The organism is Promicromonospora sp. NPDC019610 (assembly GCF_044389365.1).
Classification (GTDB): domain Bacteria; phylum Actinomycetota; class Actinomycetes; order Actinomycetales; family Cellulomonadaceae; genus Promicromonospora.
The window spans coordinates 1,318,987-1,341,219 of sequence record NZ_JBIRXX010000001.1 but is presented as its reverse complement, the minus strand read 5'-3'; the positions used below and the strand labels follow the sequence as shown (position 1 = coordinate 1,341,219).

The window sequence follows — 22,233 nt, the reverse complement described above, 5'->3', positions numbered from 1 at the left end:
GCGTCCTCCATCTCCTCGCTCGTTCTCGACGCGCCGGTCAGAGCCATCGGCGGACCGGTTCGCTGATCCAGGGCGAGGCCGGGTCACGCCTGCGCACGGCGCCCTCTACCAGGGTCGTCACCGAGATCCGCGACGCGACGAACGGCCAGGCGACGACGACGACGGCCAGGGAGACCATGACGGGGTACGACGCGGTGAGCTGGTCGGCCAGCCAGTACGTCAACAGGGTCACCACGCTCATCAGCGCGGCGGGCAGCGTCAGCACCCCGGCCACGAGGACGACGCCGAGGCCGACCTCCAGCAGCGGCATCACGACGCCGAAGAGCTCCGGGGCCCCGCCGAGGACGGTGCTCGCGAAGGTCTGGAAGAAGGCCGGGACGCGGCTGTTGGCCGCCGCGCTGTCGACGACGAGCTGGATGTCGGCGGCGCCGAAGCCGGCCCGGTACTTGATCAGCCCTTCGTTGATCCACAACGCCCCGAGGGCGACCCTCGCCGCCCCGGCGACCACCGGCGCGGCGACGGTGGTCGCCCAGCCCGGGCGCGTCCGGGTCAGGGAGTCCGGGCTCATGCGAGCGGCGCGGCGCCGAAGACGGCCTTCGCCTTGTCGCAATGGATCACTACCGTGTCGTAGTCGGCGACGTCCACCCCGTCGAGGGCGAACGTCTGGTCGGCCTCGTCGAACGCGACGAGGTCGACCTCGACCCCGGCCGCGACGTCCGCCGACTCCGTGCCGTCGGTGAGGTACACGTGCAGGTCGGGCCCCTCGTCGGAGGAGAACCCGGACAGCACCACCTCGGTGGCGCTGACGTCCACCGAACCGGCCACGGACTTGTCGTTCAGCCCCTCGAAGTCGCCGGAGCGGGTCTCTCCGTCCATCTCCTCGGTCGCCTCGTCTGTCATCGGCGACTCCTCGACCTGCGCCTGCGTCGTCTCCTCGGCCGCCGGGTCCTCGGAACCGCACGCCGCGAGGCTGAGGGAGAGAGCAAGGATCGCGGTGCCGGCGAATGTTGTCCTGCGCATGGTGAGAGTTCTTCCTGTCGAGTTTCCAAGAGGGACCGGCGGCACGCGAGAGAGGCCTCTGACGTGCCACCGGTCCCCAGAACCTAGACATGGCAGAGCGTGCGCCCGGGATGTCTTTCAACAACGTAAGAACTCCTGGCCGTGGACCCGCTGTGTTCACGAGGGGCCGAGAACCCGCACGCTCGACGCGGCACCCCCTGCCACGATGTGGGCCTACTCCCGTCCGGCCCCGCTGACCGTTCTCCGATGCCATCGGCGGTACTCCGATGGCGCCATGCCGTACCTGCTCTTGAAGGTACGGGTGAAGTGACTGCCATCGGTGAAGTGCCAGCGAGCCGCCAGCTCCGACAGCGGCATACCACCGCGGACGAGCTCGTCGCAGGCCCGTTCGAGCCGTCGGCGGCGGATGAAGCCCATCACCGACTCTTCGGCGTCGACGAAGGCCCGGTAGAGGCTCCGGACAGAGACGTTCAGGAGCCGGGCCAGCAGACCAGGTGTGAGGTCGGGGTCGAGTAGCCGACTCTCGGCCAGCTGCCGAGCAGCTTCTGCGAGGGCGATCTGAAGCGCCGGCTCGCCGACGGCGACGTTCCGTCGGGTGAGGAGCCCCTTCAGGAGTTCCACCAGGGCATGCCGCGCGTGCCGCAGGCCGGCATCGGTCGCGTCGTCGAGGTCTTTCGTGACCAGGGTCATGTACGACGTGAGCAGCCGCGCCTCTGCGGTGTTTCGTGGGCCGACGAACGGCTCCTCGTCGATCAGCGGGCGGAACTCCTGGGCCGGCAACGTGAGAACGTCGGTGCGGGTCGCCGGGGCGATACCGAATTGCCACGGCCGGTCGTTGGATCGCACGCACAGCTCCCCGGGCGCCACGGCGAAGGCAACGCGGCGGCCCTCGAAGTCCCAGCCGCCTGTTGCTGGGATGTGGACGACAACCAGCTCTTCATGGTGCCGAAAATGACCACCGGTGAAGCCGACGATGGCCTCGCTGTAGAGATCTTCGATCACGGCGTCGGTGACCTCCGCATGGCGGATCCTGATCCGGTAGTCGGCGGCCGCGCGCGCGAACTCGACCGGGGGAAGAGGGATCACACCGGCTGACTGCTCGGCCCAGCCACGCTCCAGCACGCTGATCGGGTCACTGACACCTGCCGAGACCGTCAGATCCAGCTCGACCTGCCCGACACGTCCGGGAACTTCCATAATGCGAGGTTAGCCCTGCGGCTGGCCACCAGGGGTACGAAGAATCGCAGGCGTCCTCGATGGCACGCAGATACATGCACACCAGTCGCTCAGGTCCAAGTGCGGCGAACACCGCGCCGCCTACCGTCAGCAGCGCTCGTTTCCCCCCAGAAGAAATGTGATCCGATGTCGCTTCCTTACTCCCAGATCCCGTCCGCGCTGCACGTCCCGGCCGGACAGGGCGCCAACCGCTGGTTCGCCGGCGATCTCTACCAGGTGCTGCTCACCGCCTCGCAGACCAAGGGACTGTTCAGCATCGTCGAGGCGTCGGTGCCGCCCGGCGCCGGGCCTATCCCGCACTACCACCCGGACTCCGACGAGACCTTCTACATGCTCGACGGTGAGCTCGAGTTCCTCAACGGCGACCAGACCCTGACCGCACGCCGTGGCGACGTCGTCCACATTCCGTCCGGGACTCTGCACAGGTTCCACAACGTGGGTCTGGACCACGCCAAGATGCTCTTCTTCTACACGCCGGGAGGCCCTGAAGCACTGTGGACCGAAGCCGGTGACGAGCCGGTGCCCGGCGTCCCCGTACCATCCTGGGGCCCGGATCGATGGACACCCGAGGTGCTCGATGCCGGGATCCGCCACGGCCACCGGACTCCCTGAGCGATCAGCGTCCGGGGAGCCCTCCGGCACCGCCGGACGGCCGACCCATGGTCCCGATGTCCCGGGACTCGACGCGCTCGGAGGCCTCCTTGACGGTCGGTCGCCCGTCGGTGGCCAGGTCGGCGAACGGGTCCGTCGAAGCGGAGAGCGAAGCAGTGGCCGCCGGGGATCAACTGGTGCGGCTGGCTGACGCCCTGAACCGAAGGGCCGTCTCCCCCTCGGGAGACGGCCCTTCGCACGATCTCTGGCCTGGCGCCGACAGGCCGATCTACTTGTTGAAGATGAGATTCAAGGTGTGGATCAGGAGGAGCACCACGCCGCCGACGGTGGGAATGGCGCTGAGCACGATGGTGAGCCATTGCAGCGCACGGTTGCCCACGCCGGAGCGCAGCCGCACGACCGCCCACACGAGGAGGACCGGCGCCAGCGGCCAGAGCACAACCGAGAGCACCGCCAGCACCACGTCCGTGGCCTCGATCTTCGCAGCCGGTACGGCGGACGTCGGGGCGGGGGTCAGCTCGGCGGCGATGTGCTCGACGGGACCCAGCTCGTCGAGCACACGACGAGCCGCTTGGCCGTCGCCCCCGTACCGTGCGAGCAGCTCGGCGGCGTGCTCGCGCACCGCCGCCACGGTCTCGGCGCGTTCGCGCGGGTCGGCTCCGGCCAGGGCGCAGTCCAGGTCGGCGAGGTAGGCCTCGACCAGGGGCGGGAAGTCGGGCGTTGCGGTCATCAGGACTCCAGGGTCGTGCGGACGTCTGTCGTGAAACGGGACCAGGTGGCGGTGAAGGTCTCCAGCGCCGCCCGGCCCTCGTCGGTGATCTCGTAGTACCGGCGCGGTGGACCCACCGCGGAAGGGACCTGGGTCGTGGTGACCCAGCTCTGCTGACGCAGACGCGAAAGCAGCGGATACAGCGTTCCCTCGCTGGTCAGCAGGGTGCTGTCGGTGCCGAGGCGTTCAGCGAGCTCGAGCCCGTAGGCAGGCGCCGAGCGCAGGCAAGCCAGGACGCAGTACTCCACGACCCCCTTGCGCAACTGCGTCAGCACGATGTCCGGTGTAGGTATCATGCGACACAAGATAGCAGGTACCTTGCGGCGCAAGCAAGCACCTCACCGCGGCTGTCGGCCCGGCGTATGCCATCGAGCCGTGACGCCGGGTCACGAATCCCAGCTTCTCGTCGAGCGCGGACGCCGCCGGCCGGCGAACTTGTGCGGCGCACCAGGAAGGCGTCAGCCAATCGTCAGGTCGCCCACGCACTTTCCGACATCGATCGGCCACCACGATGGGACGGTGACCACTCCCCCCGCGCTGCACCGTGTCATGCGCGCACCCCACGACCGAAAGCGGCGACGACGCGCCCCCGCGATCGTCGTGGCCGTCTGGGCGGCCTCCATCCCGGCCCTGGCACTCGTGGGCGCCCTCCTCCGCTCGCGGACCGACCTGCCGCTGCTGACCGGCGCCGAACCCTTCGTCGGCCACTGGATGGTGCACACCGGGCCTGGCGTCGTCGTAGCCCTCGCGTTCCTTGCCCTCGTCGTCCGGTACGGGCCCCGCCTGGCCGCTCGCCTGCCCTGGACGGCGCTCCTGTTCACCGCGTGGGCGGCCACGGTCTTCTGGACGGTGACACTTGCCGTCACGGCGTCGTGGCACGGCCTCGTCCGACCGGTCACCGGAGAGCACGAGTACCTGCCGGTGGTCCCGACCGCCGCTGCCGACCCGGCGGCCTTCCTGGTGGGCTTCACCGAGAACCTGTCGGACTACCCGATCCATGTCCGAGGGCATCCGCCCGGTCTGGTGCTGCTGCTGGCGCTGCTCGACCGCTGGGGGCTGGGCGGAGCCGGGTGGGCCACCGCGCTCTTCGTCCTCGCCGGCACCTCGGTCGTGCCGGCGGTACTGGTCGCTCTGCGGACGCTCAGCAGGCTCGACCCGGCCGGGAGTCACCACGGCGACGACGGGAACGCCGCACGGACCGTGGTCCCCGCGCTCGTCCTGGCACCCGCCGCGCTGTGGGTCGCAACCTCGGCTGACGCCTTCTTCGCGGGCGTGCTGGCCTGGGGCGTCGCCCTGCTGGCGCTCGCCTCGGACCAGGACCGCTCCACCGCCGCACGCTGGGCGTACGCCGTCGGGGCGGGGCTCCTCCTGGGCGCCTGCCCGCTCCTGTCGTACGGCCTGCTCCACATGGGTCTCATCGCCCTGGCGGTCCCGGTCCTCACCCGACGGTTCGGTGCCACCGGAGTCGCGGCAGGGGTCGCCGTCGGCGTGGTCGGGTGGTTCGGTTCTGCCGGGTTCTGGTTGTGGGACGGCATCGCCGCCACCCATGCGCAATGGGCGCCCGTCGGGAACGACAGACCGTACCTGTACTTCCTGCTCGTCGACCTGGCGGTTCTCGGCGTCATCGCCGGGCCCGCCGCGGTGGGTGGTCTGGCCCGCCTGCACCGGACCGACCGCGTGACCGGGGTGGTCGTCGGCCTGGGTCTGGCCTCGGCGTTGTCCGGCGCGCTGCTCGGCTTCGAGCGCGGAGAGGTCGAGCGCATCTGGCTTCCCGTTGCGTTCTGGGTGGTCCCTGCCGCCGCCGGCCTCCGGGCCCACGTCCGACGGCCGCCGTCTTCGGCCGACGCCTCTCCTCTGACCGACGCATCTCCTCCGACCGAACCACTCCCCCTGCCCGGTGGCTGGCTCTGGGCCCAAGGGGGCCTGGCGCTGTTGCTCAACACGATCCTGGAGTCCCCATGGTGAAACGCCCGTCACTCCCGCCCCGACCGGCCTGGCTGCGCGTCCCCGAACCGAGCGACTTCCGTTCGCCCGTCCACGACGAGCGGGTCGTCGCGCGCCTCGGCATGTACCTGGGTGCGGCGATCCTGGTCCTGTTCGTCACCGGCCTGGTCTCGCACCTGCACCAGCACCCCGTGGCGTGGCTGCCCTTCGGGCCGGAGCCCGCGTGGGCCTACCGGCTCAACCAAGGGCTGCACGTGGCCGTCGGCTTCGCCACCCTGCCCCTGGTCCTCGCCAAGCTGTACACCGTCTATCCGCTGTTCTTCGTGCGGCCGCCGCTCACCGGATGGAAGCACGCGCTGGAACGCGCCTCGGTAGGCGTGCTCGTCGCCTCGACCGTCTTCCAGATCGTGACCGGCATCCTGAACGTCTTCAAGCTCTATGTCTTCGGGTTCAGCTTCACCACCGTCCACTACGCGACGGCGTGGCTCGCGTTCGGTGCCGCCCTGGTCCACGTCGGGGTCAAGCTCCCGGTGGTGGTCCGGGCTTTCGCCGCCGGTGCGCGCAACCTCGACTCGAACGAATCCGGCACCGGCCGACCCCTCGTGAACGTCCCGGACGGTGACGAGACGAACCGGGACGGTACGACCCGGCGCGGATTCCTGGGGTCGGTGGCCGTGGCCACCCTCCTCCTCACCGCGCTGACGGTGGGACAGACCGTGACCCCCCTGCGCGCCATCGCCCTGCTGGCACCACGCGATCCGCTCGACGGCCCGCAGGGCCTGACCGTCAACAAGACGGCGAGGGCCGCGCGGGTCGAGGACCTGGCGACCGACCCGGACTGGACGCTGGAGCTGGTCGGGCCCGGCGGGACCTCGCACCTGACACGCGCCGACCTGTTGGCCATGGACCAGCACGAGGCCGTGCTGCCCATCGCCTGTGTCGAGGGCTGGAGCGCCTCGGCACGGTGGACCGGTGTCCGGATCCGGGATCTCGCGACCCTGTCCGGCGGGCGGCCGGACGACCCCGTCCACGTGGTGAGCCTGCAAGCGGCGGGGACCTTCTACTCGACCTCCGACCTGCCCGGCTCCTACGTCGCCCATGACGACACCCTGCTCGCGCTCACCCTGGCGGGCGAGGACCTCGACCTGGACCACGGCTTCCCGGCGCGGATCATCGCGCCGAACCGTCCGGGAGTGCTGCAGACCAAGTGGGTCTCCCGCCTCGTCGTCGGGAACGCGGCATGAGCGCGGGGACCGGGTGGACGCGCCGGGTGCTGGTCGTCGCCGGCGTCGCCGGGATGGGTTGGTGGGCGTACCTGGCCCTCACCTCGATCCCGTCCCACTGGTGGCTGCCGTGGGGAATCTGGCTGGCGGGATCCGTGGCGCTCAACGACGCCGTCATCGCACCGCTGGTGATCGTGCTGGGGTGGGTGGTGCTCGTCCGCCTGCCCGCGCTGGCGCAGGACCGAGCGCAGGGCCGGGCAGTCGCCGTCGGCCAGGAGCACGTCTGGGTGGGTGTGGTCCTGCGCGGTCTGGTCATGGTGCTCGGCACACTCCTGCTGGTGTGGCTCGTCGCCCTGTGGAGCAGCGTGCGTTGAGCTGCGCACGTGGACGAAGTCACCGCGCTGCCGCGGCCTCGCAACCCGCCCGTACCTGACGATCCGCTGACGTGCGAACCACAGGGCTGCCCGTGGAACGCCGTCCGCCATAGCCTGGAGAGCGTGAACACACCCATCGGAGTCATCGGCGGCTCAGGCATGTACCGACTGCTGACGGACGCGGAACCGTTAGCCATCGACACTCCTTACGGTCCGCCGTCCGAGGCCCCCGCACGCGGCCTGCTCGGGGGTCGCGAGGTCGTGTTCTTGCCGCGGCATGGCGCTGACCACCGCTTCGCGCCCCACAGGGTCCCCTACCGCGCGAACATCTGGGCACTGCGCGCGCTGGGGGTCCGGCAGCTCGTGACCACGTGCGCGGTGGGCGGCCTCCTGCCGGAGCTGAGCGCAGGTTCTGTCGTCGTACCGGACCAGGTGATCGACCGTACGTGGGGCCGCGACCACACGTACTACGACGTCGAAGGACCGGTGGTGCACCTTCCGTTCGCTGACCCGTACTGCCCCCGCGGCCGGAGGGCCGCGGTGGCCGCGGCCCAGGCAGGTCCCCTGCCTGCAGTCGACGGCGGCACGATGGTGGTGATTCAGGGCCCACGGTTCTCGTCGCGTGCGGAGTCGCGGCGCAATGCCCAGGACGGCGGGACCTTGGTGAACATGACCGCGATGCCCGAGACCGCGCTGGCCCGGGAGCTGGCGCTGTGCTGCACCACGCTGGCGCTCGTGACCGACGCGGACGCCGGAGTCGAGAGCGGAGAGCACGTCACGCAAGACGCGGTGTTCGAGCTGTTCGCCCGCAACGTGTCCCAGCTCTCCGGCATCCTCGAGGCCACGGTGGCCGCCCTGCCCGAGGACGAGTGCGACTGTCAGCATGTCCTCGACGGGCAGAAGCTGCCGTTCGACCTGCCGTGAGCCGTCAGCCGATCGGGGACTACGGCCTGCTGTCCGACCGCCACTCCGCAGCTCTGGTCTGCCGAGACGGCTCGGTCGACTGGCTTGGCTTCCCGCGCTTCGACAGCCCGTCGGTCTTCGGCCGTCTGCTCGACGACGCGGCCGGCACCTGGACGATCCGGCCGGCCGGTGCCGTCGGCTCGGCTGACGTCCACCGCAGCTACGTGCCCGACACCCTGGTCCTGCGGACCGTCCTCACCACGCCGACCGGTTCGGTCGAGCTGACCGACGCGCTGGCCGTCACCGACCCACGAGCTGACGTCGCCGACAACGGCGCGGAGGACCCGCACCGGCTCGGCGAGCACGCACCGCACGTCCTCGTCCGCCGGCTCCGGGGGCTCAGCGGCGAGATCGAGCTCGACGTGGTGGTACGCCCTCGCCCGGAGTACGGACTGATCGTCCCCCTGCTGGTCCAGGGCGAGGGAGCGGTCGCCTGTGCCGGTGGAGCGAGCCAGCTCCTGCTCTCCTCCACGATCGACTGGACTCTCGACGACGGCGAGGCCCGGGCAACCGTCCACGTCGCCGCCGGCCAGACGGTCGGGTTCGCCCTGCAGCACGCGCATCTCTCCGACCCGCCACTGCAGCCGTACACCTCCGAGCAGATCGAGGCATCGCTGCAGACCACGATCGGCGCCTGGCAGAGCTGGTCCGCCGCACACCAGACCTACGACGGACCATGGCGTGACCTGGTACTGCAGTCCGGCCGGGTGCTTCAGGGGCTGAGTTACCGGCCCTCCGGAGCGATCGTCGCCGCGGCGACCACCTCGCTTCCCGAGGAGATCGGCGGGGAGCGCAACTGGGACTACCGGTATGCCTGGATCCGTGACGCCAGCTTCACGATGGACGCCCTGTGGGTCGCGGCCTGCCCGCACGAGGCGGACGAGTTCTTCGACTTCATGGCGGCTGCAGCGGCGCACGGTAACGGAAGCTCCCTGCAGATCATGTACGGCATCGGTGGTGAGCACGACCTCACCGAGCGGACGCTCCCCCACCTGTCCGGGTGGCGCGACAGCCGACCGGTCCGCGTCGGGAACGCCGCCTGGACCCAACCGCAGCTGGACGTCTACGGGGAGCTGCTGGGCTCGGCCTTCCGGCTACGCGACCAGCTCGGAACCCCCTCGGAGGCGACGCGCAGCTTCCTGATCGGCCTGGCCGACACCGCTGCCGCCCTGTGGGAGCAGCCCGACAACGGCATCTGGGAGGTCCGGGGCGAGCCTCGACACTTCCTCTTCTCCAAGCTGATGTGCTGGGTCGCGCTGGACCGGGCGAGCGCTCTGGCCTCACAGCTACGGGCCGACGACCGGAGCGAGCACTGGCAGGCGGTCGCTGCCGAGATCAGGTCGAGGATCCTCGAGAAGGGCTGGAGCTCCGAGGCCAGCGCGTTCGTCCAGTCGTTCGGCTCCACCGACCTCGACGCCTCAGCGCTGATGATCCCGATCGTCGGACTCCTGCCGGGAGACGATCCTCGGGTGCTGGCCACGATCGACGCGATCGCCGACCGACTCACCGACGACCAGGGGATGGTCTACCGCTATCGAACCTCGACCGGTGTCGACGGGCTGGCGGGCCAGGAAGGTACCTTCCTGCTCTGCACCTTCTGGCTGGCCCAGGCACAGGCACAGGCCGGACGTCTGGAGCAGGCCAGGGTGACGTTCCATCGGGCCAGCCGGTACGCCAACGACCTGGGCCTGCTCGCCGAGGAGGCGGCCGACGGGGAACTGCTCGGCAACTTTCCGCAGGCGTTCAGCCACATCGGCCTGGTCAATGCCGCGTGGGCGATCCATCAAGCCGCCGGCAAGGAGGAAGGCGCCGTCAGTCGATAGAGACGCGCCGCGCTCAGCGGCACCCGGGAGTGGTCAGCCGCCGTAGATCTCACCGACTACCTGAGCGACGAGCTGGCCCCGTCCGGAGACACCCACCTTGGCGAACAGGGACTTGAGGTGGCTCTGCACGGTGTGCACGGAGACCTGCAGCTCGGTCGCGATCAGGGGGGCCGATGTGCCGGCGATCACCGACTGCAGCACCTGTTGCTCCCGGGGACTGAGCGCATAGGCGAGCGTCAGCAGGCGCGCGATCTCGGAAGTCGGAGCAGGCTGCACGACGACAGAGACGCGGCCCGGCTCGCCGCCGTCCAACACGGAGCCCCAGAGCGACAGCCACTGGCCGGTGCGGGACCTCACCCGCAGGTACGCCTCCGAACCACGCCCCGCGCGGGAGGCCGCGGCCACCTCGTGGACCGCCATCCTCTGCGGCGAAAGCTGCTCCATCCACCGGCGGGCAGCTTCGTTCGAGGACAACATCTCGCCTCGGCCGTCCAGCACCATGACGCCCGGCCCGGCCGGCCGCGGACCTCCCGACGGCCGAGGGCGCGCCGCAGCGCGACGGAGGGCCACCGCGACCGTTCGGGAGACCGCACGAGCAAGTTGTGCGTCACGAGCTGTGAAGCCTGGACCGTCGTGACCACGGAAGAGAGAGATCGCGCCCCAGCACTGGCGGTCGACGACGAAGACGACCCGCATCTCGTCCTTCGCCCCGATCAGCGGCAGGACGGTCCGGAACCGGTGGCTCCGTTCGGGCTCACCACCCGTGCTCAGGCCGAGGATCCCCACCGGCTGCTGCGACCTGGCCAGGTCGGCGAACTTGTCGACGTCGGCGACCAGGTACTCGTTGTGCGTGGCGACAGCCCCGCCGTCCGGTGGTAGCCCCTCGGAGACGTCGTCAGCCACGAGCAACGTCCACGGGTCGACGGTGGCGAAACAGTAGGCGTCGTGCGGGATGACACGACCAAGCCGACGCACGATCTGGCTGCGCAGGGTTCGAGAGTCCAGGTCCTGCTCGCAGACCTGCTCGATGCTGCGCAACACGTCACGTTCTACTACCGACAACCGAGCCATGAACCCCTTCCGGGCCATCCCCGGATCTGGGGATGCCGTCGACATCATGTCAACTTCTAGCCTCCGACAGACAGTGCTTTGCCGGGCAGTATCTTGACGCGTCCTCGGGAAGCGTCGCACTGCCCCGGCACGATCGGAAGGACGGAAAGATGACCTACCCGTACGCGGCGGGGGCGGCCGACCACCAGGAGCTGGAATGGCTCGGCGGTGGCACCATGCGGATACTTCTCGACGGGGACCGGACAGGCGGAAAGTTCTCGATGTTCCGCTCGTCGGCACCGGCCGGTGCGGCGTCACCGGCCCATGTACACACGCGCGAGGACGAGATCTTCGTGCTGCTGAGCGGCAGCGCCGTCTACTGGGTCGGCGACCGGCGCTTCGAGGCCGGCCCGGGGAGCGTCGCGTTCCTCCCCCGCGGCGTGCCCCATGCCTACCGCATCACTTCCGACGCGGACCTGCTCGCCATGAGCACGCCCTCCGGTCTGGAGGGGTTCTTCCGCGGCGCGGGTCACGACCTGAGTACGCCCAAGCCGCCGGGGTGGACGGTGACCCCGGAGACCATGGGCAAGGCCGCTGCGGACAACGGGCAGATCATCCTGGGTCCTCCGCTCGACCTGGACGGCACGCTTCCGGCCGACGGGTACCCGAAGTCCGGCGGGTATGTGGCGCAGTCCGATGAACATGAGACGCTGGAATGGCTCGGGGGCGGGCTGATGCGGATCCTGCTCAACGAGCAGCACACGGACGGCCAGCTCTCGCTCTTCCGGTCCAGCGCACCGGAGGGCTCGGCGTCGCCGGTCTATGTGCACCACAAGGAGGACGAGACCATCGTCATGCTGAGCGGCAGCGGCATCTACTGGGTCGGCGAGGATCGTCATGAGCTGTCCGCAGGCGGGGTCGTCGTCGTGCCGCGCGGTGTAGCGGTTGCCCATCGCATCACGTCGGACGCCGAGACGCTCGCCGTCACCACCCCGGGTGGCCTGGAGTCCTTCTTCCGGATGGCGGGCCACGACGTGTCCCAGCCCCGGCCGGACGGCTGGCAGACCTCGTACGAGCTGATGAGTCAGGCAGCCCGGGCGACCGGCCAGTCGATCCTTGCCACGCCGTTAGAAGCCGACGAGAAGATCCCGGAGGCGGTCCTCGGCCGCTGAGCAGGCGCTGAGCGCAAGATCGCGGGTATCGAAGGGCTGCTTTCCGATGCCTGCGCCCACGGTGACGGCCCGGTGGTGCTACCAGGCCGTCACCGCACGGACGCGTCGCTACCGGAGCGCGACAGTCGTGGGTGTCCGCAGCAGCATCATCACGCGCCCGCCCAGCTCCCACTCCTGCGCCACGGTCAGCGCGAGCTCGCTCGCCACCGACCGGAGCGTGTAGACCCCGGCGCGGGCCCACGGGATCGGACGGGAGCGTCGCCCGTCCTCGGCGTGCAGCACGAGAGGCCCAGACGCGTCCGTCGCGGGATCCGGATCCGCCTCCACGAGGATCAGCCCGCCGGGCCTGGCGAGGTCACGACACCGCTTGAGCAGGCTCCGTGGGTCTCCGCCGATGCCGATGTTCCCGTCTGCGAGAAGTACGGTCCCCCAGCGCCCCTCCCCGGGCAGCGGGCCTTCGACGGCGCGCCGCAGAGCGAGCGCCCCACGGGCCCGCGCCCGGCGCACCGCCGCTCGCGAGACGTCGATCCCCAGTGCCGGCACGCCGCGCTTGGCCAGCGCCGCGGCGAAGCGGCCGGGACCGCAGCCCACGTCGAGCACCGGTCCCTCGCACAGGCCCACGATCGCCTCGTCGACGGCGTCCTGCTCGGCCGTCCACGCTGCGACGTCGACCGGCACCGCGTGCGTCAGGTGCACGGCGGTCACCGGCGCGCCCATGAGCGCGGCTTCGAACAGGAGCAAGGGGCTCACGGGGCGGGCCGTCGTCTCGGTCACGCGAGGTCCTCGTGCGTCGCGCCTGTCAGAACACGGTGCGACACTACGGACCACGCCTGGGCGAACCGGGTGTCCGGCGCGACAGCAGCCACGGCGGCGGCATCGGACACGGTGTCGACGTCGCGCAGCGGTGGCAGGAGCCGCACCCGCAGGCCGGCACCGCGCAGCCGGTCGAGCTGCGCCTGGCCGGTCCCAAGCTCGGACATGGGCACGCCGTGGAACAGAGCCGGGTCCGGCCGACGAAGCCCGACCGCCCAGAACCCGCCGTCCTCGGCCAGGCCCAGCACCGCGTCGTCGTCACCGAAGTCGACGGCCGACAGGGCGGGGCCGAGCTGAGGTGTGTCCATTCCGACCAGCAGGGTGGGGCCCGAGGCTCCGTCCGGGTCGAGGACGTGGTCGAAGGCGGCGGCGATCCGGCGGTCCAGACCACCGGTGACCTGCGGGACCACGTCGAATCCCTGCGGCACCCAGGTGCCGGGCCGGCCGTCCAGGACGAGCACCGGACGCACTCCAGGGAGCCCTGCCACCGCCTCCAGCGTGTCCGCGAGCGCCGCCTGGGCCAGCGTGGCCGCCTGGGCCGATGTGAGCTGCCCGATCAGGCGTGTCTTGACCTTCCCTGGTACGGGTTCCTTCGCCAGCACGATGACGATGCGGGGTGGTGTCGTGCCGGTCATGACGCGAGCACCTTCGACATGTCCTGGACCGCCTGCCACGCGCCGCGGGGTGTCCCGGTCACCTTCGACCTGCCGCGTCGCCTGCGGTAGGGCACGTCGACCTCGGTGACGACCCAGTGGGCCTCGGCGGCGGCGACCAGCGTCTCGAGGGGGTAGCCGCTGCGCCGGTCGCGCAGGTCGAGGGCGAGCAGGGGCTCTCGCCGAGCCGCGCGCATCGGGCCGACGTCGCGGACCCTGATCCCGGTGCGGCGTCGCACACGGCGAGCCAGCTCGGCGTTGGCAAGCTGGAGGTGCCAGGGCCACGCACCCCGCTCGGGGCGTCTGCGGCCGAGCGCGAGGTCGGCCCGTCCTGCGAGCACGGGGCCGGTCACCCGCGGCAGGTCCTGGGGGTCCAGGCTGGCGTCCGCGTCGCAGAACGCGACGACGTCCGCGGTGGCGGCCTCGAGCCCCGCGGCGCAGGCGGCGCCGTAGCCACGTCTCTCGGCCAGGACGACGGTGGCGCCGTGGGCGCGTGCGATCTCGGCGGACCCGTCGCGGGAGCCGTTGTCCACGACGACGGCGTGCATGTGGTCCGGGAGGCGAGGCAGGAGCCAGGCGAGCCCCTCGGCCTCGTCCAGGCAGGGCAGGACCACGTCTACGGTCGGAAGCATGATTCGACGGTAGGCACGGCGACAGTCCGGGGGCAGTGTCACGGACCTGACGGCTACCTGACGGCCGTCGTCGCCGCGCAGCGGTTCCCGGCAGTACGGCGTCGTCCCGGGGTTACCGTCGGTATGGTCGTGAACATGACCAAAGTTCTCGTGGTGGACGACGACGCGCTGGTCACGTTGAGCGTCGCCGCGCACCTGACGCAGGCCGGGCATGTCGCACGCACCGCCACCGATGCCGCCGAGGGCGAGCGGATGTGGCGTTCTTGGCAGCCGGACGCCGTGGTGCTGGACGTGCGCCTGCCCGGCAGCTCGGGCCTGGAGATGCTGACGCGTCGCCGGCGTGACGGGGACGCGACGCCGGTGCTGATGCTGTCGGGGCTGTCGGAGGTCGACGACCGCGTGGTGGGTCTGGAGCAGGGGGCCGACGACTACGTCACCAAGCCGTTCGACGCGCGTGAGCTGGTCCTGCGGGTCGAGGCGTTGCTGCGGCGGGGACCGTTCGACGTGCAGCACACCCCGGTGCGGGTGCGGGCCGGCGGGCTGGTGCTCGACGAGGCCGCCCGCACGGCCTCGTACCGCGGCCGGGTGGTGGAGCTGACCCCCCGTGAGTTCGCCCTCCTGAGCTTTCTCGCCCAGCGCCCGGGGCACCCGTTCGGTCGCCGGGAGCTCTTGCGCCGGGTGTGGGGCTGGACGTTCGGCGACGACTCCACGGTGATGGTGCACATCCGTCGGCTGCGCCGGAAGCTGGAGGACGATCCCGCCCGCCCGGAGCTGATCGTCAACCTGCGGGGTACGGGCTACATGGTTTCGGCGGGCGACGGGGTGGGCGCTCCCCCGGCGGATGGCGTGGTCGCCGCGGTCCCGCCGGCCGCCGCGGCGCAGAGGGAGGCGCTGCGATGACCGACGTCCAGTTCATGGTGCTCGTCACCGTGGGCTGTTCCGTCGTCGTCGGTGCAGCCGGTCTGGTCGCGATCCGGCTGGCGCGCCGTCTCTCCTTCATGCTCGCGCTGCTGCTCGCCGCGCTGGTCCCGGTCGCCGCGATGATGACGGCCCTGGCGGTCAACGTTCAGGCCATGTTCCTCTCCCCCCACGACGCCTCGGTGGTCTGGCTGGTGCTCGGCACGGCGTCGGCGCTCGAGCTGCTGCTCGCGCTGGCGCTGGGCCGGATGCTCGGGCGCGAGGTCCGGCTCCTCGTCGACGGCGCCCGCCGCCTCGCCGATGTACCGGCGGTGCAGAACAGATCCGCGCACGAGAGCGGATCAGAGACACCCGCGACGGCGGAGCTGGCCGCAGTGATGGCAGAGCTGGCGTCGACGCGCGAGCGTCTCGACGCGGCGCGCGCCGCGGAGCAGGCCGCCCAACTGGCGCGACGCCAGATCGTCGGTTTCGTGAGTCACGACCTGGCCTCCCCTCTTTCGGGGATCCGCGCGGCCACCGACGGGCTCCGCAGCGGCGTCTTCCCGGACCCGGTACCGGCACTGGACGGCATCGCCTCGGCGGTCGACCGGATGTCCCGGATGATCGGGGACCTGGACGAGCTGTCGCGGTCCGACGAGCCGATCCTCCGGAGCGAGCCAAGCCCGGTCGACCTCGGCGCCGTGCTCGACGGCGTCCTGGCGCACGCGCGCCCGGCCGCCGTCGAGCACGGCGTCGATCTGGCCGAGTCCGTCTCGGGTGTGGTGATCGTGCTTGGTGACCAGGACCGCCTCGGCCGCGTCATGGACAACCTGGTGTCGAACGCGATCCGGTCCAGCGGCGCGGGTGGCCGCGTCCTGGTCGAAGTCACCGAGCAGAACGGCACGGCCCGACTCTCCGTCCGCGACACGTGCGGCGGCATCCCCGACGACGAGGTGCCGCACATGTTCCGGGCCGGCTACCAGGGTGGCAGGGCCGGCGGCTCAGGGCTGGGGCTCGCCTTCGTCGACCGGGTGGTCGACGAGCACGGCGGGCGTGTCGCGGTGCGCAGCACCACGGCAGGGTGCGACGTGGAGGTGCGGCTGCCCGTCGCCGGGTGACGTCGCTCAGGCGAGCGTGGCCAGCCCTTCGGCCAGCCCGACGCGCGCCCGCCAGCCGAGAGCCCGCTCCGCCGCGTCGCTCGAGGCCGTGACGTGGCGGACGTCGCCGAGCCGGTAGCCGCCGGTCACCACGGGTTCCGGGCCGGCGAGGAGCTTGGACGTGGTCCGGGCCATCTCGCCGACCGTCGTGACCACACCGGAGCCGACGTTCAGCGGGGTCACGCCGCCCGCCACCTGCGGAACGGAGACCGCGGCGGCCACCGCGCGCGCCACGTCGGTCACGTGGACGAAGTCCCGGCGCTGCTCGCCGTCCTCCAGAACGGTAGGTGCCTCGCCCTGCTCCACGGCCGCGCGGAACAGGGCGGCCACTCCCGCGTACGGCGTGTCGCGCGGCATCCCCGGCCCGTAGACGTTGTGGAAGCGCAGCGCCGTGGCGCTCCCACCGGTCTGCCGTGCCCATGCCCCGAGGAGCGCCTCGCCGTGCGCCTTCGTCGCGGCGTACACGTTGCGCGGGTCGAGCCGCGCGTCCTCCGTCACCAGACCGGGGGTCAGAGGCGCTCGGCACTGCGGGCACCTCGGCTCGAACAGCCCCCTGTCCAGGTCGTCGAGCCGGCGAGGTGGCGGCGCGACCTGGCCGTGCTCCAGGCAGTCGTACCGGCCCTCGCCGTAGACGACCATCGAGCTCGCGTACACGATGTGGGGGACCTTGGCGGTGCGCAGCAGCACGGCGGTGCCCAGGTCGTTCGACGAGACGTAGTCGTCGATGTCGTCCAGTGACACACCCAGCCCGACCTTCGCCGCGAGGTGGACCACGGCGTCGCACCCGAGGAGTGCCGATCGCACCGCCGCCGGGTGCCGGACGTCGCCGACGATCACTCGCTCGTCGCCACCGGAGACGTGGCGGTGCACGTCCGAACGAAGCGAGTCGAGCACTACGACGTCGTCGCCCCGCTGTTCGAGAACCTGCACCACCTCCCGGCCGATGAACCCCGCCCCACCTGTGACCAGCACGCGCATCTGCGCTCCTCTCTCCAGGTCCCGAGTCAACTGCCCGAGGCGGGGTCGGCGCGAGCGCATGGACCTGACGATCGCCTGACGGTGCGGTCCGGGCGGCCGGGCGGGGCGGTCGACCGGCCCACCGTGGGCGTCATGACATGTACCGCCTGGTCACGGACGCGGAGTCGACGCAGCGAGCACAGCACGCTGACCGCTTCCTCTCGGTATGCCCTACGGCCGGCCGATCCGTTCCCCGTCGACATAGATCTCCAGGTCGGCGCTCTTCTCCGGCCAGAAGCAGACCAGCCCCGCCAACCGTGTCGACTCGGGCAGCGGGGTCTCGTACCCCCACACCACGTCGGGCAGCCTGACGTCGCCGGCTACGACGGTCCAGTACGACGCCGCCCCCTTGTACGGGCAGTGGCTGACTGTGTCCGTAGGGATCAGCAGGTCCATCCGCACGTCGACTCTCGGCAGGTAGTACCGGGGCACCAGCCCCGTCTCGGTGAGGACGATCGGGCGGTGCGACTCCGCGACGACCTCTCCGCCCACCACGACGCGGACGTGCCGGCTGGACGGCAGCGCATCGATCCGCACGTACGGGCTGCGCGGGTGGGTGTGCAGCACCTCGTCCTCCGCGAGCCAGGTGTCGAAGGCCGACCAGGTCAGGCAGTACGCACCGCGCATCTCCTCCGCCGGGGCCTCCGGGTATCGCTGGGCCACCCGCGGCAGCACACGGTCCCCCACCAGGACGTCGAACAGCTCGCTGGGACCGAACGCCTTGGACCGCGGGCCGCGTCCCGCAGGCTCGAGCTCCACCTCAAGATCGGTCGGCAAGAAGAAGTACGTGGGGTAGTAGGGGTGCTCCCATGCCAGCAGTGGCGCGGCCGAGTCGGCCACGAGCTGTCCCGCGCTGAAGACGCGGGCCCTGGTCTGTCCTTGCTGGACCGTTCCGGGGGTGATCACAAAGGGGTTCTGACTGATGTCGGGCATGTGGAACAGGATGCGTGCCCGTGCTCCACCGGGTGGGGTTCTTACGCTCCTGTAACACCTCGGCTGCGGCACGGCCGGACGGTTAACGTGATCCGGCCGCCTGCGGCCACTGGGGACGAACCGGGCGGGGGCAACTCACGAGGCCTGCCCTGCTCAGGCACCGCTCACGAGGAGACACTTCATGGCACGCACCCTTGACGACACCATCGCAGCGATCGACGCTCTTGACGCCGACGGCTTCGTCGCAGGACTCAGCACCGACGTCGTCCTCACCTTCGGCAACGCACCGGCAGCCACCGGACACGACGAGGTCCGCGCGGCCTGCACGCAGCTCTGGTCGACGATCAGTGGTGTCCGGCACCGCGTGCAGGACCTCTGGCACCCCGAGCCCGATGTGACCGTCGCGTACATCCAGGTCGACTACACGCGGCTCGACGGAACCGTCGTGACGGTTCCGTGCGTGGACATCCTGCGCTGGAAGGGCGACGTGGTCGCCGACTGGCGGGTCGTCATCGACATCGCACCGGTCTTTGCCCCAGCCGACGGGACCGTCTAGGTCCCTGGCCGCGCGATGGCCGTCCCGCATGCTCATGCCCACCCGCACAAGGACACCATCATCAGCCGCGACGAGCCTCGGGCCGTCCGCGTCACGGCGTACGCCGGAGGTCCTGGACCGAACCGGTCGGCACGGTGAAGTCGATCCGTTGACGATTGCGGTGGTCGTTCCGTCCTGAGAACGGTTCGCCTGCGACAAACCCTCGGCCGCCGCTCAGGTTCAGCGTCAGTCCCGCACGAGCTCCAGCACCGGGATGGTCCGCGCCGCGCTGCGCTGGTAGTCCACGAACTGTGGCTGCACCGCGGCCTGCTTGGCGTAGTACTCGTCACGCTCCGCACCGGTCAGGACTCGCGCCGTGACCTCGAAGGCCTCGGTGCCGAGCTCGACCATCACCCTGGGACGGTTGAGCAGGTTGTAATACCAGCCGGGGTTCTGGTCGCTGCCGTTCCCGCTGGCGAAGACGAAGATCCGGGAGCCCTCGCGGAAGTAGACGAGCGGCGAGATCCGCTCCTCTCCGGTCCGGGTTCCGAGGTGGTGCAGCAGAAGAACCGGCTTGCCATCGAGCAGGCCACCAACCTTGCCGCCGTTGGCCCGGAAGTCGGCGATCACCGTCGTGTCGAAGTCGTGCTGGTCGAACGTGTCTGTCATGGACGCCACGTTACGGTCGCGTCGCGCGCGAATCGATGACTGAACGACCCAGAAAGATATCTGATTGTTTCTCGTTGTGGCCGTCGCACTACTCTCGGTACATGGACCTGCTCGACCAGGTACTCATGGCCGCCGGCGTTCGCGGCGTCCTCGGTGCTCGTATCGACGCCGCCGAGTCATGGGGCATCTCCTGGAACCCCCTCGGTACCGCCGCGTTCTACGCCGTCACGTCCGGGACCGCCTGGCTCGGGCTGCCAGGCCGCCCGCCCGAGCAGCTGATGCCCGGTGACGTGGTGCTGCTGCGCGCCGGGACCGCGCACACCCTGAGCAGCGACCCGGACGCCGCGGTCGGACGTTGCAGCAAGGAGGTCGCCGAACTGGCTCGCGCGCAGGGCGCCGTGCTGCGCTTCGGATCGGGCGAACCACATGGCCACATCCTGGGCGCCGCGTACGAGCACGACCCCGCGGTATCGATCCAGGTGCTCGACTCGCTCCCCGAGATCGTTCACCTGCGCGCAGAGCACGGCGGGTCCAGTCTGGACGACACCGTGCGCCTGCTGGCCCGCGAACTGGCGCACCCCCAGATCGCATCCACCACGGTACTCGGGCGACTGGTCGACATCCTGCTCGTGCAGCTCCTCCGGGTCTGGCTGAGCCAGAACCCGCCCGCGGCCCGCAACTCCTGGCTGGCCGCCCTGAGCGATCCGCTCGTCAGCGACGCCATGTCGAGGCTTCATGGGGATCCAGCCCGACCCTGGACGACCGACCTGCTCGCCGCCGAGCTCGCGATCTCGCGCACGACCCTCGCGCGCAAGTTCCAGACGGTTGCCCATGAGACGCCCGGCCGCTATCTGACCCGCCTACGCATGGACTTGGCCGCGGTCCGACTCCGGGATACCGATGACGGCCTGGAAGCGATCGCCCGCGCGGTGGGCTACACCTCGGTGTACGCGTTCAGCCGCGCGTTCCGAAAAGACCGGCAGCAAGCTCCCGGCAGCTTCCGGCGCGCCGCCCGAGCCGAGGCCGAGGGCCCCGGCGCTTCGACACACTGACACCGGTGCTGCCCTTGATCGTGATCGCCGCAGACACCCGGGGCGGTGCGGTGCACACGATGGTCAGGTGCGCCTCGATCCGTCGCGGGTCCGGACGAACATCGGCCGGTCAGCCAGATCGGTCCGCTCATCCGGAAGGACTGCTCACGTGCCACAGGTCGACCTCGCGGCCCAGGGGTCGTGCATCTTCAGGAGAACGGCCTGACGTGGTGCGGCCCATGGTCAAACGTCTCAACGATTGAAACCACCCGGGCCAGGGAACGGGTCGGTGGCAGCGGCACCAGACAGTTCGTCGACGGTCGCTGCAACCGCGGCGAGCGGATCGAGTTCCGCATACTGGGTCTGCAGCCGACCGGCGGCGACGCGGTAGTCCTTGTTCCCGAGGACCTCCAGCGCCGCGGCGCGGATGGCGGCGGGTGTGGGGCGTTGTGTCGCCAGATCAATGGCTGCTCCGGTGGCAGCGACCCGGACGTTGCTTTCGAGCTTCTCTTCTGCGACTCCCGCCAGCGCCATGGGGACGCCGTAGGAGAGGGACTGCTGGACGCCACCGAACCCGCCGTTCGTGATCAGCAAGTCGGTCTCGGGGAGCAGCTGGGCGAACGGGATGTACTGCGCGACTCGCGCATTTTCCGGAATGTCGGTGAGCGTGACATCGCAGCCTGTGGCCGCGACGACCAGCACCGGCAGGTCCGCGAGTGCCTGCATGGCCGGCTCCAGGAGCTCGGTAAGGTCGTGATTGGCGAACGTGCCCTGCGTGACGACCACCACCTGGTCCGCCTGAACGACCTCGTTCCACCACGCCGGCAGGTCGACGTTCGCCGGCGGCGACGGCAGCGCGCCGACGAACTCTACGGTCTTGGGCAGGTCCGGGCGTACATAGCTGAGCTCTTCCAGAGAGAGTTGGAGCAACCGGTCGGAATGGTGAGCCACGGTGTCCAGAAAGTACGGCACCTCACCGAACACGCCGAGGGTTCTGAGCGTGTCGTCGTAGTGCCGCTGGGTCTGCCCCAGCGGTCCCGCGAGCTGGTGCTGGTGCAGCTTCCGGTTCCGGGCACGGCCCAGCTCTGTGCGCTCCGGTGGCAGGCCGGCACCATACGGGGCGAGGTCGATGCTCGAGACCGTGAGCTGGGTGATGCCGACCGCGATGGTGGCTGACGGTGCGTGCGGGGTTGCCGCACCCAGAGAGAACGGCACACCTCCCCAGAACCACACCTCGTGCACCAGCACAACGGGTTCGCCTGCTTCGGCCAGCAGGCGGTCCAGCACACGGAACTGCTCGGGGATCGCGTCGATGAACAGGGCCCGCATGTCGTAGGCGAACTGTTCGATGCCGGGCGCGAGCGCGAGCCGCTCGGGCCGGTTGACCTCCACGCCCATGTCGATGTCAGCCGCACCTGCGACCGGAGCGAAGGTGGCTCCTGTCGCCTCGACCACCTCGCGGTACGCCGAGCCGGTCACGAACGTGACGTCGTGACCCCGTGCGATGAGGTCCTTCGCGACGGTGAGCATGGGAGCGACGTGTCCGTAGATGGACGTGGCGGCAACGATGATCCGTGTCATTGTCTTGTCTCTCTGTTGTGTGTGGCCGCCCGTCCCGGCTTCGTGGCGACCATGTCGAGACCACGTAGTGCCCGGATTGGCGCAGCTGATGCTGGGGGTTCGTGGGGAACATGCGGCATGGAGACCCGG

24 protein-coding genes are annotated in these 22,233 nt (G+C 70.4%); 11 read left to right on the top strand and 13 right to left on the bottom strand.

What is annotated here, in order from left to right:
• Window positions 1–37 precede the first annotated feature (37 nt).
• From ACH45N_RS05900 to ACH45N_RS05890, 3 genes are all read right to left on the bottom strand, one after another.
• On the bottom strand, window positions 38–568 hold the full coding sequence (locus ACH45N_RS05900; protein WP_397392046.1) for a hypothetical protein: 531 nt from the start codon (window positions 566–568) through the stop codon (window positions 38–40).
• A complete protein-coding gene (locus ACH45N_RS05895; protein ID WP_397392044.1) occupies window positions 565–1,020 on the bottom strand; it encodes a DM13 domain-containing protein in 456 nt (151 codons plus the stop codon). Before ACH45N_RS05895 ends, ACH45N_RS05900 begins: the two co-directional genes overlap by 4 nt.
• Before the next feature lie 213 nt (window positions 1,021–1,233).
• Complete coding sequence (locus ACH45N_RS05890) at window positions 1,234–2,217, bottom strand: helix-turn-helix domain-containing protein (RefSeq protein WP_397392042.1); 984 nt, start codon at window positions 2,215–2,217, stop codon at window positions 1,234–1,236.
• Between the two features lie 165 nt (window positions 2,218–2,382).
• Here ACH45N_RS05890 and ACH45N_RS05885 point away from each other — a divergent pair, with 165 nt between their 5' ends.
• Complete coding sequence (locus ACH45N_RS05885; protein WP_397392040.1) at window positions 2,383–2,868, top strand: cupin domain-containing protein; 486 nt, start codon at window positions 2,383–2,385, stop codon at window positions 2,866–2,868.
• A 268-nt stretch (window positions 2,869–3,136) separates the two neighbouring features.
• On the opposite strand, the gene ACH45N_RS05880 is transcribed toward ACH45N_RS05885, so the two are convergent.
• Window positions 3,137–3,598 carry an HAAS signaling domain-containing protein gene (locus tag ACH45N_RS05880; RefSeq protein ID WP_397392038.1) on the bottom strand — a complete coding sequence of 154 codons (462 nt, stop codon included), beginning with the start codon at window positions 3,596–3,598 and terminating at the stop codon, window positions 3,137–3,139.
• The gene (locus ACH45N_RS05875; protein WP_397392036.1) at window positions 3,598–3,912 is read right to left on the bottom strand and encodes a PadR family transcriptional regulator; all 315 of its coding nucleotides are present in this window, start codon (window positions 3,910–3,912) and stop codon (window positions 3,598–3,600) included. The genes ACH45N_RS05880 and ACH45N_RS05875 overlap by 1 nt, the downstream gene beginning before the upstream one ends.
• A gap of 244 nt (window positions 3,913–4,156) precedes the next feature.
• Here ACH45N_RS05875 and ACH45N_RS05870 point away from each other — a divergent pair, with 244 nt between their 5' ends.
• Genes ACH45N_RS05870 through ACH45N_RS05850 form a run of 5 tightly spaced genes read left to right on the top strand, consistent with a single transcriptional unit; the run spans window position 4,157 to window position 9,964 of the window.
• Complete coding sequence (locus tag ACH45N_RS05870; protein WP_397392034.1) at window positions 4,157–5,602, top strand: hypothetical protein; 1,446 nt, start codon at window positions 4,157–4,159, stop codon at window positions 5,600–5,602.
• The gene (locus ACH45N_RS05865; protein WP_397392032.1) at window positions 5,596–6,825 is read left to right on the top strand and encodes a molybdopterin-dependent oxidoreductase; all 1,230 of its coding nucleotides are present in this window, start codon (window positions 5,596–5,598) and stop codon (window positions 6,823–6,825) included. The genes ACH45N_RS05870 and ACH45N_RS05865 overlap by 7 nt, the downstream gene beginning before the upstream one ends.
• Window positions 6,822–7,178 (top strand): hypothetical protein, encoded by a 357-nt coding sequence (locus tag ACH45N_RS05860; protein ID WP_397392030.1) that lies wholly within the window; start codon window positions 6,822–6,824, stop codon window positions 7,176–7,178. Before ACH45N_RS05865 ends, ACH45N_RS05860 begins: the two co-directional genes overlap by 4 nt.
• A gap of 9 nt (window positions 7,179–7,187) precedes the next feature.
• Window positions 7,188–8,102 carry an S-methyl-5'-thioadenosine phosphorylase gene (locus ACH45N_RS05855; protein ID WP_397392028.1) on the top strand — a complete coding sequence of 305 codons (915 nt, stop codon included), beginning with the start codon at window positions 7,188–7,190 and terminating at the stop codon, window positions 8,100–8,102.
• Window positions 8,099–9,964, top strand: a complete 1,866-nt coding sequence (locus ACH45N_RS05850) for a glycoside hydrolase family 15 protein (protein WP_397392026.1) — start codon at window positions 8,099–8,101, stop codon at window positions 9,962–9,964. Before ACH45N_RS05855 ends, ACH45N_RS05850 begins: the two co-directional genes overlap by 4 nt.
• Window positions 9,965–9,997: 33 nt before the next feature.
• On the opposite strand, the gene ACH45N_RS05845 is transcribed toward ACH45N_RS05850, so the two are convergent.
• The gene (locus tag ACH45N_RS05845; protein ID WP_397392024.1) at window positions 9,998–11,005 is read right to left on the bottom strand and encodes a helix-turn-helix transcriptional regulator; all 1,008 of its coding nucleotides are present in this window, start codon (window positions 11,003–11,005) and stop codon (window positions 9,998–10,000) included.
• 179 nt (window positions 11,006–11,184) lie between these two features.
• Between ACH45N_RS05845 and ACH45N_RS05840 the strand changes: the two genes are divergently transcribed.
• The gene (locus tag ACH45N_RS05840) at window positions 11,185–12,186 is read left to right on the top strand and encodes a cupin domain-containing protein (RefSeq protein WP_397392022.1); all 1,002 of its coding nucleotides are present in this window, start codon (window positions 11,185–11,187) and stop codon (window positions 12,184–12,186) included.
• 108 nt (window positions 12,187–12,294) lie between these two features.
• Here the strand turns inward: ACH45N_RS05840 and ACH45N_RS05835 are convergent, their stop codons facing one another.
• Genes ACH45N_RS05835 through ACH45N_RS05825 form a run of 3 tightly spaced genes read right to left on the bottom strand, consistent with a single transcriptional unit; the run spans window position 12,295 to window position 14,284 of the window.
• The gene (locus ACH45N_RS05835; protein ID WP_397392020.1) at window positions 12,295–12,960 is read right to left on the bottom strand and encodes a class I SAM-dependent methyltransferase; all 666 of its coding nucleotides are present in this window, start codon (window positions 12,958–12,960) and stop codon (window positions 12,295–12,297) included.
• Window positions 12,957–13,634 carry a DUF2064 domain-containing protein gene (locus ACH45N_RS05830; RefSeq protein WP_397392018.1) on the bottom strand — a complete coding sequence of 226 codons (678 nt, stop codon included), beginning with the start codon at window positions 13,632–13,634 and terminating at the stop codon, window positions 12,957–12,959. The genes ACH45N_RS05835 and ACH45N_RS05830 overlap by 4 nt, the downstream gene beginning before the upstream one ends.
• The gene (locus tag ACH45N_RS05825) at window positions 13,631–14,284 is read right to left on the bottom strand and encodes a glycosyltransferase family 2 protein (RefSeq protein ID WP_397392016.1); all 654 of its coding nucleotides are present in this window, start codon (window positions 14,282–14,284) and stop codon (window positions 13,631–13,633) included. Before ACH45N_RS05825 ends, ACH45N_RS05830 begins: the two co-directional genes overlap by 4 nt.
• 135 nt (window positions 14,285–14,419) lie before the next feature.
• Here ACH45N_RS05825 and ACH45N_RS05820 point away from each other — a divergent pair, with 135 nt between their 5' ends.
• Together ACH45N_RS05820 and ACH45N_RS05815 are read left to right on the top strand one after the other, a co-directional pair.
• Window positions 14,420–15,184 (top strand): response regulator transcription factor, encoded by a 765-nt coding sequence (locus ACH45N_RS05820; RefSeq protein WP_397392014.1) that lies wholly within the window; start codon window positions 14,420–14,422, stop codon window positions 15,182–15,184.
• Window positions 15,181–16,299: a sensor histidine kinase gene (locus ACH45N_RS05815; RefSeq protein WP_397392012.1), complete on the top strand. Its 1,119-nt coding sequence runs from the start codon at window positions 15,181–15,183 to the stop codon at window positions 16,297–16,299. Before ACH45N_RS05820 ends, ACH45N_RS05815 begins: the two co-directional genes overlap by 4 nt.
• A gap of 6 nt (window positions 16,300–16,305) precedes the next feature.
• On the opposite strand, the gene ACH45N_RS05810 is transcribed toward ACH45N_RS05815, so the two are convergent.
• Window positions 16,306–17,316 (bottom strand): NAD-dependent epimerase/dehydratase family protein, encoded by a 1,011-nt coding sequence (locus tag ACH45N_RS05810; protein WP_397392010.1) that lies wholly within the window; start codon window positions 17,314–17,316, stop codon window positions 16,306–16,308.
• Between the two features lie 210 nt (window positions 17,317–17,526).
• On the bottom strand, window positions 17,527–18,288 hold the full coding sequence (locus tag ACH45N_RS05805) for a DUF427 domain-containing protein (RefSeq protein WP_397392008.1): 762 nt from the start codon (window positions 18,286–18,288) through the stop codon (window positions 17,527–17,529).
• Window positions 18,289–18,469: 181 nt separating this feature from the next.
• Between ACH45N_RS05805 and ACH45N_RS05800 the strand changes: the two genes are divergently transcribed.
• Complete coding sequence (locus ACH45N_RS05800) at window positions 18,470–18,844, top strand: nuclear transport factor 2 family protein (protein WP_397392007.1); 375 nt, start codon at window positions 18,470–18,472, stop codon at window positions 18,842–18,844.
• Between the two features lie 225 nt (window positions 18,845–19,069).
• Here ACH45N_RS05800 and ACH45N_RS05795 read toward each other — a convergent pair whose 3' ends face one another.
• Window positions 19,070–19,492, bottom strand: a complete 423-nt coding sequence (locus ACH45N_RS05795) for a nitroreductase/quinone reductase family protein (protein ID WP_397392006.1) — start codon at window positions 19,490–19,492, stop codon at window positions 19,070–19,072.
• A 101-nt stretch (window positions 19,493–19,593) separates the two neighbouring features.
• Between ACH45N_RS05795 and ACH45N_RS05790 the strand changes: the two genes are divergently transcribed.
• Entirely contained in the window at window positions 19,594–20,544 is a 951-nt protein-coding gene (locus ACH45N_RS05790; RefSeq protein ID WP_397392004.1) for a cupin domain-containing protein, read from the top strand.
• A 231-nt stretch (window positions 20,545–20,775) separates the two neighbouring features.
• On the opposite strand, the gene ACH45N_RS05785 is transcribed toward ACH45N_RS05790, so the two are convergent.
• Entirely contained in the window at window positions 20,776–22,104 is a 1,329-nt protein-coding gene (locus ACH45N_RS05785) for a glycosyltransferase (protein ID WP_397392002.1), read from the bottom strand.
• Window positions 22,105–22,233 lie beyond the last annotated feature (129 nt).